This window comes from Erwinia rhapontici, assembly GCF_020683125.1.
Taxonomy (GTDB): domain Bacteria; phylum Pseudomonadota; class Gammaproteobacteria; order Enterobacterales; family Enterobacteriaceae; genus Erwinia; species Erwinia rhapontici.
The window spans coordinates 307,910-325,481 of record NZ_CP085627.1 but is presented as its reverse complement, the minus strand read 5'-3'; the positions used below and the strand labels follow the sequence as shown (position 1 = coordinate 325,481).

The window sequence follows — 17,572 nt, the reverse complement described above, 5'->3', positions numbered from 1 at the left end:
TTAGCTAAATCATTCAACATCAGGGGCGTTATCGCAGGCAGATAGCCCCGAAAGGAGAACGTATGGAACATACATGGCGCTGGTACGGCCCTAACGATCCGGTTTCGCTGGATGATGCTCGCCAGGCGGGTGCGACGGGCATCGTGACCGCTCTGCACCATATCGCTAACGGCGAGGTGTGGCCGGTGGAAGAGATCAAAGCTCGTCAGGCTCTGCTGGCAGAGAAAGGGTTAGTCTGGTCGGTGGTGGAAAGTGTGCCGATCCACGAGTCGATTAAAACCCAGCGCGGCGACTACAAAAAGTACATCGCCAACTATCAGCAATCACTGCGCAATCTCGGTGCCTGCGGCATCGACACCGTGTGCTACAACTTTATGCCGGTGCTGGACTGGACGCGTACCGATCTCGGCTGGACGTTACCGGACGGGGCAAAAGCGTTGCGCTTTGACCATATTGCCTTTGCCGCCTTTGAGCTGCATATCCTGCAACGCCCCGGTGCGCAGCAGGATTATGACGCGCAAGAACAGCGCGAAGCCGCCGCCTGTTTTGCCGCCATGAGCCAGGAAGCGATCGATACCCTGACGCGCAACATTATCGCCGGGCTGCCGGGCGCAGAAGAGGGTTACACGCTGGAACAGTTCCAGGCGCAGTTATCCCAATACGATGGCATCGACAAAGCGCAGTTGCGTGAACATATGGCCGAATTTTTGCGTGCCATCGTGCCGGTGGCGAAAGAAGCCGGAATTGTGCTGGCGGTACACCCGGACGATCCACCGCGTCCGATACTCGGCCTGCCGCGCATTGTGTCCACTATCGACGATATGCAGTGGCTGAAAGAGACCGTCGACAGCGTACATAACGGTTTCACCTTCTGTACCGGCTCTTACGGCGTACGCGCCGACAACGACCTGGTAAAAATGGCGGAAACCTTTGCCGACCGAATTCACTTTGCCCATCTGCGTTCTACGAAGCGCGAAGCGAACCCGAACAGCTTCCACGAAGCCGCCCACCTGGCGGGAGATGTTGATATGGTCGGCGTGATTAAGGTGATTCTGGCCGAGGAGCAGAAGCGCCGCCATGCGGGCAACCAGCGCGCCATTCCGCTGCGCCCGGACCACGGACACCAGATGCTGGATGATCTGCATAAAAAAACCAATCCGGGTTATTCCGCGATTGGTCGTCTGAAGGGGCTGGCGGAGATCCGCGGCGTAGAGTTAGCGTTAAAACAGATTTTCTTCAACGCGGAATAATATCGATCTCAGGCAGGTGCAAACAAGGCACCTGCCGTGTGAAGCAGACAAATCAGTCAACAATAAACAGCTGCGCACCGCTGTCGGTCCACGAACGGTGCGCTTCCGCGTTATCCGCCACCTGATAGCTCATCCCCGCCGTCAGGGTAAACACGCGGCCATCATCCAGCTCAGTGTGTAGCTCACCGGACAGACACAGCAGAATATGCCCCTTGCTGCACCAGTGATCCGCCAGATACCCGGCGGTATAATCCACCCTTCTCACCCGAACCTCACCAAACTGCTGAGTCCGCCACCAGGCCGTACCGGTTTCTCCCGGATGTTCCGTTGCTGTCAGCGTTGACCAGTCCGTGGTGCCAAAAGGGATATCGTTCATCTTCATTATCAGGCTTCCGTGAGTAGTGAAAAAAATAAACTACGTCAGAAGGATACGCGCCGCAAGCCCAGCCGTTCGGGTGGAAAAGAAAGAGAAGTGGTAAAGATTTCAGTATGAGTGATGGTGAATTCAACCGCTTTTTGCATAATAATAACGCTGATGCACAGTGTGCCTGTCACATCAGGCATAAGCGCAAGCAAAAAGGACTTATTTAGTGATTGCCCCGGTGCGCCGATAACCACCGGGTAGTAAAAGGCATTTTTCAATCATCTACCGCCGCTGCGATCCATTCAGGCAGCTAACAGGGGAACCGCTTGCAAGCTCTCGCAAAGCCGAAGAAGAAAAAGTATATCTGGCTGACTCTTACCGGGCTGTTGCCACTGGTACTCTGTCTTATTTTTGCCTTTATTGAAGCCCGTAAAACGGTGATCCACCAGCAAACACTCACGGCCTCTATGCTACTTGCTCAGGCCGATAATGTCAGCGATCTTGCGTGGAAGATGACCGACCTCTTGCAGCAGTTCCGTCCCCGTGAGTGCTCGGATATTCGTCTGCAGCTCCAGCAGTTCGGCACGCTCTACCCCTACTTCCGTTCCGTAGGTCTCACCCGCGGTAACGAAATCTATTGCTCCTCCGCTTTTGGCACCACCCGGGGAACCCTGGAAACAATGGTACGAGGCGCGCTCCCGGTCGGAAGCGCGCCGTCATGGTCATGGTCCGTTGCGGGAACCTTTGGTGTGAAAGATCGGCCTGCGGTGGTGTTTATACGTGAAACCGACCCCACCTTTGGCACCTATGCTGTCATTGATGGTCAGTACCTGATCGACTTTATGACTGCCGTCGGCCTTAAGCGTGGCTACCATATCACCATGCAGTTTGGCGGTGGCTACCGCATTTCCAGCGGTAAACCCTTGTATATCTATCAGGGTGTTCTGGGCACCAGTAGCTATACCAGCCAGTCCAGCCGTTACCCGATTACCATCAACATCACCGCCCCCCGTGCTGAAGCACTGCAAAGCTGGCGGCAGATAATGTTCACCTTCTTGCCGATGGCGATCATTCTTTCACTGCTGTTTGTCGTCATCACCAATAAATGGTTGAATCGTAAGGCTTCCTTCCGTGACGAAATCCACCGGGGCATTGTCCATGATGAGTTCACGGTGAATTACCAGCCAGTTTATAACCAACTGACCGGGCAGTTATCCGGGGCTGAATCGCTGCTGCGCTGGCAGCGCCCCGACGGAAGCTGGGTGCGCCCGGATATCTTTATCGCGGCCGCGGAAGACGAAGGAATGATCATCCCGCTGACCCGCCATCTGCTGACGCTGGTAGCCAAAGACTGTGCCGACTGGCAGGTTCCACCCGGTTTTAATCTGGGCATCAACCTCGCTGCCGAACACCTGCAACACCCCGACTTTGTGAGCGATATGCGCCATTTCTCTCGCGAAATTGCCCATCTGAACGCCTGCATTACGCTGGAACTGACGGAACGCAGCCTGATCCGTGATGGTATTGAGGTCGGGAAAAAACTGTCGGAGCTGCGTCGTGAGGGGATGAAGGTGGCTATCGACGATTTCGGTACCGGGCACTGTTCACTGACCTATCTGCAAACGTTCCCGATCGACTATCTGAAAATCGATAAGGGGTTCGTCAACGCCATTGAATCGATTGAGGGCGAAACGCCGGTGCTGGATGCCATTATCCTGCTGGCGCAGAAGCTGGCGATGAAGGTGGTGGCAGAAGGTGTGGAAAGTAACATGCAGCTGGAATATCTGAAAAATCGCGGCGTTGAGTACATTCAGGGTTATTACTATGCCCGTCCGATGGGCAATGAGGAACTGATGCAGTGGATTGCGCAGCGCGATATCAATGGCAGCAAGCCCTGAGTCGATTAAATACGACGCTTTTGCGCCGCGCGCAGCGCGACGTCTATGGTATCGTCCGCCGGGCACGCCACGAATTGCCCCCCCTCGCCGCAGGCATCCAGCATCTGGCGGCGGGCAGCCACACGTTTATTAATGCGCGCCAGCGTTGGCATAATCTGGTCAGCCAGCTGGCGGTATTCCGCATGCCGTTCGCGGGCCTGCACCGAGGCCGTCCGTTCAGCCAGTAACGCGCTTAAAGACTGGAAACGCAGGATCAGACGATACGCCCGGCCGGATACCAGCCCTTCTCCCCGCAGTGCCTTGACCTGTTCACCCAGATTTTCACTGTTCAGCGACAGCGTTTGCAGCACATTTTCCACGCTTGAGGCGCAGTGAAGCCACTCATTAGTCTGCGCTGTTTTGCCACCGTTCACGCTGGCAACGCCATCGGATAAGACGTGAGTACGGCAATAATACTTTAGATTTTCTTCAACACTGTCCAACATAATCAGCCAGTGGTTTTGGAAATTATTGTTTTTGGTCTGACTCACATCGTCCCCCTAAAAGGCGGCGACGAGTATTACTGATAGATGACAGCCGATCAAGAGCAGAAAGAGGAATTTTTTAAGATTATTCCCACCAAGCCAATGATAAGCTTAACTTATTAATCTACAGATGACTGACACCTCACATTTAATTCTCCAGCACAGTGCTAATTCGCAGAATGAACCGCTGTGGAAACGCCGATTTTTGCCATCTCAGATAAGAGGTTTCTTACTGAAATTATGTCAGCTTGCGAAGAGCCTATATACTGTATAGCTGGCAGAGTGCGCTGCCGTACCGTATTGGCTCATACCAATGCCTGACGATGGCGCATTTTGCAGTTGGTTTTCTCCCGTGAGCGGTCAATCACACCACGGGTCTGACCACAGCGGCGAGATATTTATCCAGGAAAAACAGAAAATTACAGGGTGCTCTATATGAAGCTACGTAGGAAGCGTGTCAAGCCGATTGGGTTAAAAGACGTTACCATCATTGACGATACCAGATTACGCAAGGCGATCACCGCCGCCTCATTAGGCAATGCCATGGAGTGGTTCGATTTCGGTGTTTATGGCTTTGTTGCCTATGCACTGGGGCAAGTTTTCTTCCCAGGCGCCGATCCCGGCACACAAATGATTGCCGCTTTAGCAACCTTCTCCGTTCCTTTCTTAATCCGTCCATTAGGTGGCTTGTTCTTTGGCGCTCTGGGGGATAAGTACGGACGCCAGAAAATCCTGTCTATCACCATCATCATTATGTCGATCAGTACCTTCTGTATCGGCTTAATTCCCTCCTATGCCTCAATTGGTATCTGGGCGCCGATCCTGCTGCTGCTGTGTAAAATGGCACAGGGCTTCTCGGTCGGGGGTGAGTATACCGGCGCATCGATCTTCGTTGCTGAGTACTCTCCTGACCGTAAGCGCGGCTTTATGGGTAGCTGGCTGGACTTCGGTTCTATCGCCGGGTTCGTTCTGGGTGCGGGACTGGTGGTGCTGATTTCAGCCATTATCGGCGAAGCAAACTTCCTTGAGTGGGGCTGGCGTATTCCGTTCTTCGTTGCTCTGCCGTTAGGCATCATCGGGCTTTACCTGCGCCACGCGCTGGAAGAGACGCCAGCGTTCCAGCAGCACGTAGATAAGCTGGAACAGGGCGACCGTGAAGGCCTGGCCGATGGCCCGAAAGTCTCGTTTAAAGAGATCGCCACTAAGCACTGGAAAAGCCTGCTGGCCTGTATTGGCCTGGTGATTGCTACCAACGTCACGTACTACATGCTGCTGACTTACATGCCGAGCTACCTGTCGCATAACCTGCACTACTCGGAGGATCATGGCGTGATGATTATCATCGCCATTATGCTGGGTATGCTGTTTGTGCAGCCCGTTATGGGTCTGATGAGCGACAAGTTTGGCCGTCGTCCGTTTGTGATTATTGGTAGCATCGCGCTGCTGGTGATGGCGGTGCCGTGCTTTATGCTGATTAACAGCGGCGTGATGGGGCTGATTTTTGCCGGCCTGCTGATCCTCGCGGTGATCCTGAACAGCTTCACTGGCGTGATGGCCTCTTCCCTGCCGGCCATGTTCCCGACCCATATCCGTTACAGTGCGCTGGCCAGTGCCTTTAACATCTCCGTACTGGTAGCGGGTCTGACGCCAACCGCCGTGGCCTGGCTGGTAGAAACCACCAATAATCTTTACATGCCAGCTTACTACCTGATGGTCGTGGCAGTGATTGGCCTGGTGACCGGGATTATGATGAAGGAAACCGCCAATATGCCGCTGCGTGGCGCCACCCCTGCCGCTTCAGATATGGCTGAAGCGAAAGAGATCCTGCAGGAGCATCACGATAACATTGAGCAGAAAATCGAAGATATTAGTGAGCAGATTAGCGAGCTGGAAGCCAAACGCTCCCGCCTGATTGATCAGCATCCGCGTATTAACGAGTAGTTCTGATTCTGATGATGAGGGCTGACCGGTCTGTCCGGTCGGCCCTTTTTTATCGGGCAAGCCTGACGCACTCAGAACTGGTATTTCATCCCTATATTCCCGCCGTAGCCTTCCACACCCTGCCCATAGCTGTGCTGGTAGGTCACATCGGCGTACAGGCTGAGAGCCGGATTAACCTGACCGCGAATCCCCGTCCCCAGTTGCCACCAGCCGGAGTGAATATCCGGTGAGAGACTCTCCTGATTCATCGCGATACTGGGAATTTTCCCCATCCGCTGCACCGTATCAACCTGCACCCAGGGCTGGACATCCTGCGCATCATAAAACAGCCTCACCCCACCACGCGCCTGCCCCATGACGTCATGGCTGCGATCGACTTTGGCACCACCCGCACGGATTTCACCATTGTGCAGATACTGCCCCATCAGTTGCAGCTGAGGTTCCAGCTTAAACTCGCCGCTGACGGTAAAAGGAACGCCCGTTTCAGCCGACAGCAGAGTACTGTAGCTGCCTTGCCCGGTGTTGTTGATACTTTTGTAGTGGTTACGATACCAGGTGACCTGACCCACGGTATCCAGATACGCCCCCTCCTCATTATCAGCCGTGAAATACCCCCCAAGGCTGTATGCCGTGGTATTAATTTTACCGGTATTGACCGACAAGCCACTACGCTGGCTACGAGCATAGTCACGTGCACTGCTGTGGATATCACCGAGGGTCACCATCACGCCTGAACGCGCCTGAATGTCAGGCGTTACACTCCCCCGCCACAGATCCCCCCCCAGCTGCATAAAGGCGGTGGTGCTGTCATACCCAAACTGGCCTGCTCCGTAGATATCATGCCGCCCATAGATGCGGCCCCAGGCGGCCTCGCCCTCCTGACGGGCACCAAGACGCTGATGGTAGGTTCCGGCCGCCGTGTAAGCATAAGCCGCATTGAGATAAGGCCCAATCAGGTAACCACTGGTCTCTGGACGATAGGGTGCCTCGGGAGCGGGTGCATTGGGGTCGACCACGGGCTTATAGCTGGACTGTAAGTACCATTCATGGCTGTTGACCGGGTTGAGGAAGTACTCATAGTTCCCGGCCAGTAAGGGTTGTGATTGTGTAAAGGTGACATCTTTCGTTTCCCCCGCCACGTTAATGACCGGAATACCCATGTGTGTCTCAGCCCCTTTCCCCCCCTGATTGGTGATATCTACCGTAAAATGGCCTGTAGCATCGCCCTTCACATTCAATCGATCGCTCGGTGAATCGTCGCCATCCAGCCGGGTATGAATACCAATATAGCCGCTGCCGCTCAGGTTATTGTTCACGGTCAGCGTATGGAAATCCTGACCATCAAACAGAACCTTGCCATCCAGCTGGAGCGTATTCAGATCGGAATCCCCGGTCATATTCCAGGTGCTGGTCGAATCCAGTAGGGTACTGCTGACATTTTTCATCATGCCGGTCAGAGTCGAACCGTTTTGCAGATTGAGGTTGACCTGATTACGCACAGAATCTGATATCACGTTGCCATTCAGGGTGGCGTTATCTGCCATCAGATTCACCTGGCTGTTGCGGGCATCTGCACCCTGAGCGTCTTTCAGGGTCAGAGCCTCAAGCACATTGCCATTGCCTCCGGTGGCGACCGTCCCGTTGCTCAGATTCAGATTCAGCGCACTGCCCAGTATTTGAAACGCACTGAAGCCGCCACTCTCTAGCTGAGTATTGTCGAGGGCAGCCTCGCTGAGGGCGTTACCATCTGTATATAATCCGGGGCCATCCGCCGTGACGATAGTACTGTTCGCCACGTTGAGCGTTCCCTTTCTCAACCATAGCCCAATGTTCTTTTCGCCTTTCATGGTCATGTTGATACCGTCGGCGTTGATTTTCGCACCGAGCGCTGCGGCCATCCCCGAACCCCCCGTTCCGGTGGCGGTAATCGATGAGTTGCTTATCGTCATATCACCTTTTGCGCCGCTGGACTGCACACCGGTACTGTTGTTCCCCGTTGTGAGCACATTGATATTTTTTGCATCCAACTGACTTTCCGTGACAATACCGCGACCTCTCTCACCGGTGATCGTGGCCTGAATATTGTCGAGTGATGCTTTACCGCCCTGTGCTGCCACCGCTATACCGTTCTCACCTGAAATGCTGAACACCGTATCCTTCACCTGCAGCAAGGAATCTTTGGTTGTTGTCCAGATGCCGTAAGCATCAGAACCCGATGTCTCGATATGACCTCCGTTAACCTGCGCCGAACCGGCATATTCCAGGCTCACACCATGGGCAAAATCACCGGTGGTGTTGATATTCACGTTATTGAGAACACTTTGTCCTAGCGTCGATATCGCGGTGGCCGTTCTCCCCGTCGTGCTGATACTGCTGTCATTCAGGGTCAATGCAGAACCGGCCTGGTTGCTCTTTTCTACCAGAATCCCCTGGCCCAGATTACTCGCATTAATAATCAGACCGGATGCATTCAGCGTTGCGTTATTAACATGAATACCAAAACTGGAGCTCAGGCCATTGAGAATAATTTGGGAATCTTTTAGCGTTGCCTGAGCCTGTTGAGAAATTTCTATCATATTCAACACGGTGGGGCTATTTGCCGTTAATATCAGGCCATTACCATTAAGCGTTCCGCCCGCAATATCGATGCCCTCATTCATTCTGTTCCCCAGTGTAATATGGGTATTACTGAGATTCAGCGTTGAATTTCCGGTGGCCGAAATACCATAAGCATTTATCCCGGTAACATGAATATTGGTTCCATCCATGTTGAGCGTACCCTGAACAACATTGGCACCGTTGCCATAGCTTCCCTGGGTAGATATGGAGGCTTTATTGATGTCAGCCTGCGCCCCCTGAACGACCCGTACACCGTAAGAGCCAGAGCCGGAAGTGATAAAGTTGAGGTTCGGGTCCGTCACCAGGTGGCTGTTTTCACCACTGGCAGATAGCGCAGGCTGATTATTGCCCGTGGTCATATTTCCCTGACTGACCTGAAGTTTCTGACCATCGTTAACTTCCCATGGTGATGTTGCCGCAGCACTCAGAGGAAACAATAGTAGCGTCACGATATTGCAGGTAAATCGCTTATTCATTTTTCGCATAAAATCCCTTTATTACTTAACTCATCAATAAATACAAAACAGTCCATTTAAACGTCACAACATCATATTCCCCATTGGGTTTAACTCATAAATTAACAATAGGAAAGTACTTTATTCTTCGAAATAAAAAATGAAAAAAAACGCTTAAGCCTCACTAATAAAAATAAAAAACAATAAAATAAAAACAGGCTGTAGCCACTCAGATTATCTGAAAGATATTTTTTCAGAATTAGGATTTCTCTAAGGTAATAGTGAATTACAGTGAACCATGTAAGAGGGATATCGCACTTTTTGCGGCAAAACTGGCGTACACTTTTCACCCTTCAATCAGGAGGGAATGGCTAAATTATCCCCATTCATCGGCGCAGATGGGCAGTTTGTGCGGCAAAAATCCAACTTTCTGCCCTCATAGCGCTACACTTCGCCCTGACCGTAAACTGAATCTGAGGTATTAAGTGAAAATTAAAAGCTACGCAGCAATGAAAGCAGGACAGGCTCTGGAGCTGTATGAGTTCGACGCAGGCGCGCTGAGTGCAGAGGAAGTGGAAGTCGAGGTGGAATACTGTGGCGTCTGCCATTCCGATTTGTCGATGATCGATAACGAATGGGGCATCTCTCAGTACCCGACTATCGGCGGTCATGAAGTGATCGGACGTGTCTCCGCGCTCGGGGATGCGGCAAAAAACAAAGGACTGTCTGTGGGTCAGCGCGTGGGCATTGGCTGGACGGCGAAAAGCTGTCAGCACTGCGATGCCTGCATTAACGGTGAGCAGGTGAACTGCGAACAGGGAACCATCCCGACAATTCTGAATAACGGCGGTTTCGCCGAGAAGCTGCGTGCAGACTGGCAGTGGGTGATCCCATTACCAGAAAGCCTGGATGCGGCGACCGCAGGCCCACTGCTGTGTGGGGGGATCACCGTGTTTAAACCACTGCTGATGAGCAACATTACCGCCACCAGCCGCGTCGGCGTCATCGGCATTGGCGGTCTTGGCCATATCGCGATTAAGATTCTGCGGGCGATGGGCGCTGAAGTGGTCGCATTCAGCTCCACACCGGATAAAAAGCAGTCCATCCTGGATCTGGGTGCCGATGAAGTGATCAACAGCCGTGACCCGGAAGCGTTGAAGTCACAGGCGGGCCGTTTCGACCTGATCCTCAGCACCGTTGCCGTTGACCTTGACTGGAAACCGTACTTCGATGCCCTGGCACCGAAAGGCAAATTCCACACCGTGGGTGCCGTGATGAAGCCGTTCCAGGTGGGCGCATTTGATTTGATCATGGGCGACAAAGCAGTGACCGGTTCGTCTACCGGATCGCCGGGCCAGCTGCGTTCGCTGCTGAAGCTGGCGTCACGTCGCGATATCGCGCCGCACGTCGAGTATTTCCCGATGTCGAAAATTAACGATGCGCTGGACCATGTGCGCGCCGGAAAAGCCAATTTCCGCGTGGTATTGAAAGCGGATTTTTAAGCCGTTGATCGTAACGGGCGGGGCATGCCCCGCCCCTACGAGATCCCCGGCATCATCCATTCCAGGGGCCAGCATGCCCCTGCGAGATCCCCGGCATCATCCATTCCAGGGGCCAGCATGCCCCCTACGAGATCCCCGGCATCATCCATTCCAGGGGCCAGCATGCCCCTGCGAGATCCCCGGCATCATCCATTCCAGGGGTCAGCATGCCCCCTGCGAGGTCCCCGGCATCATCCATTGTAGGGGTCGGGCATGCCCGACCCGTTTCATCGGCAGACTCCTTGTTCCCGTTTTAGTTCACCCTTCATGCAATATTTATTTACATCCTATATTCAAATAATTATAGTTCTCATTTGCTTTCCCATTACAGGCAGAATCTTGTCTGATTGCAGTGCCAGTGGACCTCACCGTCAAATCATGGATAAGTCAGCGTGCCAATACCGCCTAGGGATAACCGGTAGATATTTTCGTGCCCGGTGCAGGTATTGACTCAACATCAGCAACTTATTCCAGGAATGATCGTGCCAATGTCTCGCTCTGAATCCCGTAAGCAGCCTCACTCAGCGCCATTATCTGCATCACGTATTTTCACCCCGTCTGTTGCCGCACTGTTGGTAATGTCGGCATTGCAGCCTGCCTTTGCCGCCGACAACGCCAAAACTGACACACTGACACACTGACCGTTGAAGCGAATGTTAATGCGACTGCACAGCAGGACGTCACCGACTACAGCGTTCCGGTGACGTCAGCGGGTACTAAGATGCCGCTGACACTGCGTGATATCCCGCAGTCTGTTTCTATCGTCAGTAAGCAGCGCATGCAGGATCAGGGGTTACAAACCGTTGGCGAGGTACTGAACAATACCGTCGGCGTTTCCGCCTCCAATATTGACTCAGATCGTTCAAATTATTATTCACGCGGCTTCATGATTAATAACTACCTGACTGACGGCATCCCGACCGTTGTCGACAATCAATGGGACCTGGGTGATACCGCCGCTGATACCGCTATCTATGATCGCATCGAAGTCATTCGTGGTGCTAACAGCCTGAGCACTGGCTCCGGCAACCCGTCTGCTTCAGTGAATATGGTGCGCAAACACGCCGACAGTAACGTGCTGACCGGTAACTTCTCTGCAGAAACCGGCAGCTGGGACAAACAGCGCTATACCGGTGATATCAGCACGCCGCTGAATGAATCGGGCACCGTTCGTGGCCGCGCTATCGGCGGTTATCAGGATAACGACAAATGGATCGATCGCTATAACGCGCGCAAAAAATTCCTCACCCTGGTGATGGATGCGGACCTGACTGATTCCACCACGCTCTCCTTCGGCTGGGATTATCAGCAGAGCCATACCAATGATCCAAGCTGGGGCGGTCTTCCAACCTTCAATAGTGATGGTAGCCGCACCGATTTTGATCGTAGCTTTAACACCGCATCCGACTGGACTTACAGCGATAAAGAGTCCAATAAAGTCTTCGCCACGCTGACGCAGAAATTTGATAACGGCTGGCAGGCGCAGGTGAATGGCTCGCATGCGAAAACCACCTTTGATACGCGACTGATGTATCCCTACGGCTACCCGGATAAAATTACGGGCCAGGGTGTGGCGGGCGTGAATGGCTGGAACAAAGGTTCACGTAAAGTTGATGGCGTTGACCTGTATGCCAATGGCCCGTTTGAATTACTGGGTCGTACCCACCAGCTGATGGTCGGCGGTAGCTATAGCAAACAGGAAAGCCTGTTCTTCAATACCTTCTCTGATATGTCGGCCATCAATTTCGGTAATTATAATAACTGGGACGGCAATGTTGACGAAGGTAACTGGGGGCCATGGACCGTAGAGAAAGACGACACCATTCGCCAGAAATCGGCTTACACCGCAGCGCGCTTCTCGCTGACCGATCCGCTGTCACTGCTGGTCGGTGCGCGTTATACCGAGTGGCGTGGCAATGGCACCAGCGGTAACAAAACCACCAGCAAGGTCGCGCCATATGCCGGTCTGACGTATGACATTAATGATACGTACTCGGCTTACGCCAGCTATACCTCAATCTTCCAGCCACAGACCTACCGCAACGCGGATGCGCAATACCTTGGCGCAGTGACCGGAAAAAACTACGAAACGGGCCTGAAAGGCGACTGGAATAACAGCCGTCTGACCGCCACGCTGTCACTGTTCCGTACCGAGCAAAACAACCTGGGCATCAGTACTTACCTCCCTATCGGTACCTCAACGGAATATGCGTATGAATCCGTTGATGCCGTCAGCCGTGGCGTTGAGTTTGAAATAAACGGTGCGTTGACTGATAACTGGCAGATGACCTTCGGTGCATCGCGCTACATCGCAGAACAGCGTGACGGCACCGCCGTGATGCCGGAAGTGCCACGCACCACCGCCAAGCTGTTTACCCGCTATCGTCTGCCGATGTTGCAGGACCTCACCGTCGGTGGTGGCGTGAACTGGCAGAATAAAACCTGGGCCACTGTTGCAGGCGGCCCGGCAGGGAGTGACTACATCGATCAGTCCCCTGTGACGCTGGTAAATCTGTTCAGCCGCTACCAGGTGACGAAGCAGGTTTCCGTGCAGGCAAACATTAACAATCTGTTCGATAAAGAGTATTACGATTATATGGGAACTTACGTGGTTTATGGCGCACCGCGTAACTTCACAGTATCGGCTAACTACTCGTTTTAATGAGATAAATTCCCTTCTCTACAATGCCAGCCTGCTATCGCGGCTGGCATTGTTACCCCGCCCTGATAAAAATACCAACGCGTGACTTTTTTTCCGATTACACTGCACCATCGATCGGCACAATGTCGCTTATTCATGCACTATTACTCACCTGATGACAGACAATTAAAACAGCGCTCTGAGCGCTTTATTCGTCGCATGTTCGCCATGCGGCAATTGGGCACCTTTTTGTGTTTTTTCCCTATCCTGTCGGTGCTGTTGGAGCTGGGTCGGGGCATGTGGCTGACCATTTTGCTCAGTATTAACGCTTTTATCTGGCCGGTCATTGCATGGATACTGGCACACTCGTCCAGCGATCCGACCGCCACCGAACGGCGAAACCTCACCATTGATGCCGCCTTTGGGGGTGTCTGGGTAGCCCTGATGGGCATCAGCCCGCTGCCGTCACTGATTATCATGGCGGTGCTGGCGTCTGATCGCTATGCCGCCGGTGGCTGGGCGCAGTTAAGACCTGCGCTTGCCGCGTTTCTGCTGGCCTTTATTCCCACCTGGAGCGTGGCCGGTATGCCATTACAGCTGACCTTCAGCACCCGCGCGGTGTGGCTGTCGCTGCCGCTGGCTACCTGCTATATGATGGTGCTGAGCGCCGTGTCCTATCAGTTAACCCTGAGCCTGCGCCGTAAAAACCGCGAGCTGGAACGCATTTCACTGATGGATCCCAGCCTGAAAATCCCTAACCGCCGCCTGTTTGACCGCCGCCTGGAAAGCGAATATCTGCGTACCCAGCGCGGTGACAGCCATGCCTGGCTTCTGTTGCTGGATGTGGATAATTTCAAACAGGTGAATGATCGTTTCGGCCATGAAGCCGGGGATTATCTGCTGGCAGAAATCTCCATGCTGCTGCGCACGGAAGTGGGCATCCGGGATATTCCTGCCCGTTTTGGGGGGGATGAACTGGGGGTGATTGTGCGCGATGCCGACAGTAACAGCATTGTGATACTGGCGGCAGCGCTGAAAGAGAAAATTGCTCAAATACAGCTCCCGGCGTCACCGAACTTCCAGTGTTCGGTGAGCATCGGCATTGCCCCGGCGGCCAAAGCAGACTCCATTCATCAGTGGCTGCGTCATGCTGACCAGGCGCTGTACAACGTCAAACGCACGGGCCGCGATGGCATCCAGCTCTGGCAGCCAGAGCCTCAGAACCTCTCAAACCGATAAGGGCGCGGATCGATAATCGGCGCTGCAGCCGATACCAGATCGGCAGCCAACTGCCCCGCAGCCGGTGACGTCCCGAACCCATGCCCTGAAAACCCTGTTGCCAGCGTCAGACCCGGAATTTTCGCCACCCGACCAATCACCGGGTTCGAATCCGGGGTGACATCAATTGCCCCGGCCCAGGCATCCGCAATCACTGCCTTTTCAAACGCGGGCCAGGCGGCTATCAGGTTGGTCATCGCTTCCTGATTCAGCACCGGGTTCACCTGCGGGTCCAGCGTGCGGACCTGTTCAAACGGCGAACGGCCATGGGCTTTCCAGCGACGCGGCAACGCCAGATCCCTGACAAAATTTTTCCCGACGGAGATACGCAGGAAGCTGCGCTGCGTGCGCAGCTGTTGCAGGTAGCGCGAACCGATTAACAGATGGTCCAGCGTCAGCGAGGCATCCAGCGCACCGCGTTGAGTAATGATAAAGCCGCCGTCATGATGCTTACGAAACGAGAAATCCGGTGCACCCACGGCAATGTCTGTCGGCCCTTCCATCGGCGTGGTGCGCAATACTGAGCAGATCAGCGGCAGCGTTGGCAGCGAAACACCGAGGTTACCGAGAAAACGTCGTGACCACAGCCCGCCCGCCAGCAGCACCTGCTCGCAGCGGATCTCACCCTTTTCCGTCACCACGCCACTGACGTTACCCCCCGCCAGCGACAGGGTACGTACCGCGCAGTTCTCAACGATCGTCACCCCTTTGGCAATGGCCGCGCGAGCGATGGCGCTGGAAGCCAGCGTCGGTTCGGCCCGGCCATCGGACGGGGTATAAATCCCTCCCGCCCAGTTGCCCCGGCCGCCCGGCACCCGCGCCGCAATCTGCTGCGCCGTCAGTAACTGTGAATCCAGGCCAAGATGCTCAACCGATTTCAGCCAGCCCTCATGCATCGCCATCTGCACATCAGTTCGGCCGACAAACATAATGCCCGCCTGGCGATAACCTACATCCTGCCCGGTGCGCTCCGGCATTGCGGCCCACAGGCGGTCGGCAGCCAGTGCCAGGGGAATATCATCGGCCATGCGGCTGGTTTTACGCACCCAGCCGAGGTTACGTGAAGATTGCTCCCCCGCCAGGCGGCCTTTTTCCAACAGTACAACGGGAATATTACGTTCTGCCAGCGCCAGCGCGGCGGTTAACCCGACGATACCGCCGCCAATCACCACGACGGTGGTGGCAAGGGGCAATGTCGTGGCGGTCTGAACCGGGGTGATCACAGGGGCCATACATACCTTCTTAGCGGGCGTTACAGCGCCACGGTGAGTTCGACAACATTTGCCGCAGAGGCACCACGATACGCGGTCACTTCCAGCTCCACTTTATACACGGTGGAGCCAAGCGGCGGGCAGGTGACCGTCGAAGCCGGGTTTATCCCGCGAAACTTGTCGCCAATAATCGCCATCACCGTCGGCACGTCCTGCGGGTCCTGAATAAAGACGCGCGACATCACCACATCGGCCAGCGAGGCATCTACGGCTGCCAGTGCCTGTTCGATATTGGCGAACACCTGATGCGTCTGTTCGCTGATATCCTCAGGAATTTCTTTGCTTTGCGGGTTACGTCCGGCGGTGTTCGACACTAAAATCCAGTTATCCACTGCCACAATGCGCGAGTAGCTGGCCTTCTCTTCAAAAATCGATCCGGTTTTTACTTTGGTTATCTGAGTCATTTTTCTTCCTTTTGATATATGCAGACCATCCTCTAAATCATTGGCGTTGCGACAAGGCGGCAAGGACATGAATCCCCGGGAGCTTACTCAGGTAAGTGACCGGGGTGAATGTGCGCAGCCAACGCCGTTGCAGCGTCAAGGATGACGAGGATTAATGTAATTCTGGGGTTTCCCACAGATTCAGCTTCACGCCAATACCTTTCTCCAGCGCATTGCGGTAAACCACCGTGCCCCACGCCACGTCCTCTACCGGCATCCCGCCCACCGACATAATGATGATCTCGTCGTTGTTCTGACGGCCGGGTGCATCTCCGGCGACAATCTTGCCAATGTCTTCTAACTGCGCGTGGGTCAGCTTGCCTTCCGCCACCATGTCCATAAAGCGCACGCCAATCACCGGGATGGTGTGATGCGCGGGTTTGGGCACTTCTTCATACCAGGCGTGATAGAGCCCCGTGTTATCCAGCACTTTGCGGACATCGGCCTGTTCCATGCCTTCATCGATATTGCACAACGCAGGCATCGCCAGAAATGCACCGGGTTTTACCCATTCACGTTTCACCAGCGGGTAGGTAGACGGGTCGCCCACTTCGCCAGAGCTGCAATAGGTGACGATATCCGACCCGCGCACCACCGCTTCCAGGCTGTCGACCACCTCAATGGTGGTGATCTGCGGGAACGTCACGGTGATCCAGGAGATAAAGGTGTCCAGACTGTTCTGCCCGCGTCCTTTGATTTTAATGGTGTCGATCAGCGGGCAGACGGCGATAAACGCCGCGACGGCGGTTTTGCCCATCACGCCAGGCCCCAGCAGACCAATCACTTTTGCATCTTTGCGCGCTAAATGGCGGGCGCCCACGCCAGGGACAGCGCCTGTACGGTAGGCCGAAAGCAGGTTGGCGGACATATGCGCCAGCGGGGCGCCTGTATCGGCATCGTTCAGCGTGAACATCAGGATGGAACGCGGCAGCCCTTTCTGGCGGTTGGCAATATTCGAGCCGTACCATTTGACGCCAGCGGTACAAAAACTGCCGCCCAGGTAGGCAGGCATCGCCATTAAACGGCGATCGGCGGTGGGTTTCGGCATGGTCGGGAACGGTGAGTCCTCCGGGAAGGTGACCATCGCACCGTGCGAGTCGTTGTTCGATCCTGCCATGCGATAGTCGCCCTGATACAGCAGGCCAAACATCTCTTCCATCGTATCCACGCAGGCGGGCATATCGGTGACCCCGGCGCGGATCATGTCCGGTTCTGAAAGGTAGATGAAATCGATTTTAGTTGAGTCAGACATGCCGGTTACCCCGTTAAATGAGTGAATGACGTTGCGCGGTCGACGTTGCGCTACACCATGAAAATAACGAGGGATCTTCCGGCCTGTATTGAACT

At 54.4% G+C, this 17,572-nt stretch carries 14 protein-coding genes; 7 read left to right on the top strand and 7 right to left on the bottom strand.

The features are described from left to right. Positions 1–62 precede the first annotated feature (62 nt). Positions 63–1,250: a mannonate dehydratase gene (gene uxuA / locus LJN55_RS01375; RefSeq protein ID WP_133844304.1), complete on the top strand. Its 1,188-nt coding sequence runs from the start codon at positions 63–65 to the stop codon at positions 1,248–1,250. A gap of 52 nt (positions 1,251–1,302) precedes the next feature. On the opposite strand, the gene LJN55_RS01370 is transcribed toward uxuA, so the two are convergent. Then, a complete protein-coding gene (locus tag LJN55_RS01370; protein WP_133844306.1) occupies positions 1,303–1,632 on the bottom strand; it encodes a DHCW motif cupin fold protein in 330 nt (109 codons plus the stop codon). A 38-nt stretch (positions 1,633–1,670) separates the two neighbouring features. Then, entirely contained in the window at positions 1,671–1,892 is a 222-nt protein-coding gene (locus tag LJN55_RS01365; protein WP_159337791.1) for a hypothetical protein, read from the bottom strand. Positions 1,893–1,940: 48 nt separating this feature from the next. Between LJN55_RS01365 and LJN55_RS01360 the strand changes: the two genes are divergently transcribed. Beyond that, the gene (locus LJN55_RS01360; protein ID WP_133844310.1) at positions 1,941–3,512 is read left to right on the top strand and encodes an EAL domain-containing protein; all 1,572 of its coding nucleotides are present in this window, start codon (positions 1,941–1,943) and stop codon (positions 3,510–3,512) included. Positions 3,513–3,517: 5 nt separating this feature from the next. On the opposite strand, the gene LJN55_RS01355 is transcribed toward LJN55_RS01360, so the two are convergent. Further along, a complete protein-coding gene (locus LJN55_RS01355; protein WP_133844312.1) occupies positions 3,518–4,042 on the bottom strand; it encodes a hypothetical protein in 525 nt (174 codons plus the stop codon). Positions 4,043–4,471: 429 nt separating this feature from the next. Between LJN55_RS01355 and proP the strand changes: the two genes are divergently transcribed. Beyond that, on the top strand, positions 4,472–5,977 hold the full coding sequence (gene proP, locus LJN55_RS01350) for a glycine betaine/L-proline transporter ProP (RefSeq protein WP_159337789.1): 1,506 nt from the start codon (positions 4,472–4,474) through the stop codon (positions 5,975–5,977). Positions 5,978–6,048: 71 nt separating this feature from the next. Here the strand turns inward: proP and LJN55_RS01345 are convergent, their stop codons facing one another. Next, positions 6,049–9,072 (bottom strand): autotransporter family protein, encoded by a 3,024-nt coding sequence (locus tag LJN55_RS01345; RefSeq protein ID WP_159337787.1) that lies wholly within the window; start codon positions 9,070–9,072, stop codon positions 6,049–6,051. A 464-nt stretch (positions 9,073–9,536) separates the two neighbouring features. Between LJN55_RS01345 and ahr the strand changes: the two genes are divergently transcribed. The 4 genes from ahr to LJN55_RS01330 all read left to right on the top strand — a co-directional run bounded on the left by ahr (position 9,537) and on the right by LJN55_RS01330 (position 14,472). Beyond that, complete coding sequence (ahr, locus tag LJN55_RS01340; protein ID WP_133844318.1) at positions 9,537–10,553, top strand: NADPH-dependent aldehyde reductase Ahr; 1,017 nt, start codon at positions 9,537–9,539, stop codon at positions 10,551–10,553. Positions 10,554–11,080: 527 nt separating this feature from the next. Then, positions 11,081–11,233, top strand: coding sequence for a hypothetical protein (locus LJN55_RS23965; protein WP_320443514.1), 153 nt, complete (start codon positions 11,081–11,083; stop codon positions 11,231–11,233). Then, positions 11,230–13,254 (top strand): ferric-rhodotorulic acid/ferric-coprogen receptor FhuE, encoded by a 2,025-nt coding sequence (gene fhuE / locus LJN55_RS01335; protein ID WP_320443532.1) that lies wholly within the window; start codon positions 11,230–11,232, stop codon positions 13,252–13,254. The genes LJN55_RS23965 and fhuE overlap by 4 nt, the downstream gene beginning before the upstream one ends. Positions 13,255–13,389: 135 nt before the next feature. Next, complete coding sequence (locus tag LJN55_RS01330; protein WP_227535560.1) at positions 13,390–14,472, top strand: diguanylate cyclase; 1,083 nt, start codon at positions 13,390–13,392, stop codon at positions 14,470–14,472. Here the strand turns inward: LJN55_RS01330 and LJN55_RS01325 are convergent. The 3 genes from LJN55_RS01325 to LJN55_RS01315 all read right to left on the bottom strand — a co-directional run bounded on the left by LJN55_RS01325 (position 14,451) and on the right by LJN55_RS01315 (position 17,477). Then, positions 14,451–15,743, bottom strand: coding sequence for an NAD(P)/FAD-dependent oxidoreductase (locus tag LJN55_RS01325; protein ID WP_227535559.1), 1,293 nt, complete (start codon positions 15,741–15,743; stop codon positions 14,451–14,453). The two genes, LJN55_RS01330 and LJN55_RS01325, sit on opposite strands and share 22 nt — an antisense overlap. Before the next feature lie 20 nt (positions 15,744–15,763). Further along, positions 15,764–16,186, bottom strand: coding sequence for a RidA family protein (locus LJN55_RS01320; RefSeq protein WP_227535558.1), 423 nt, complete (start codon positions 16,184–16,186; stop codon positions 15,764–15,766). A gap of 151 nt (positions 16,187–16,337) precedes the next feature. Beyond that, entirely contained in the window at positions 16,338–17,477 is a 1,140-nt protein-coding gene (locus LJN55_RS01315; RefSeq protein WP_227535557.1) for a tyramine oxidase subunit B, read from the bottom strand. Positions 17,478–17,572: the final 95 nt, after the last annotated feature.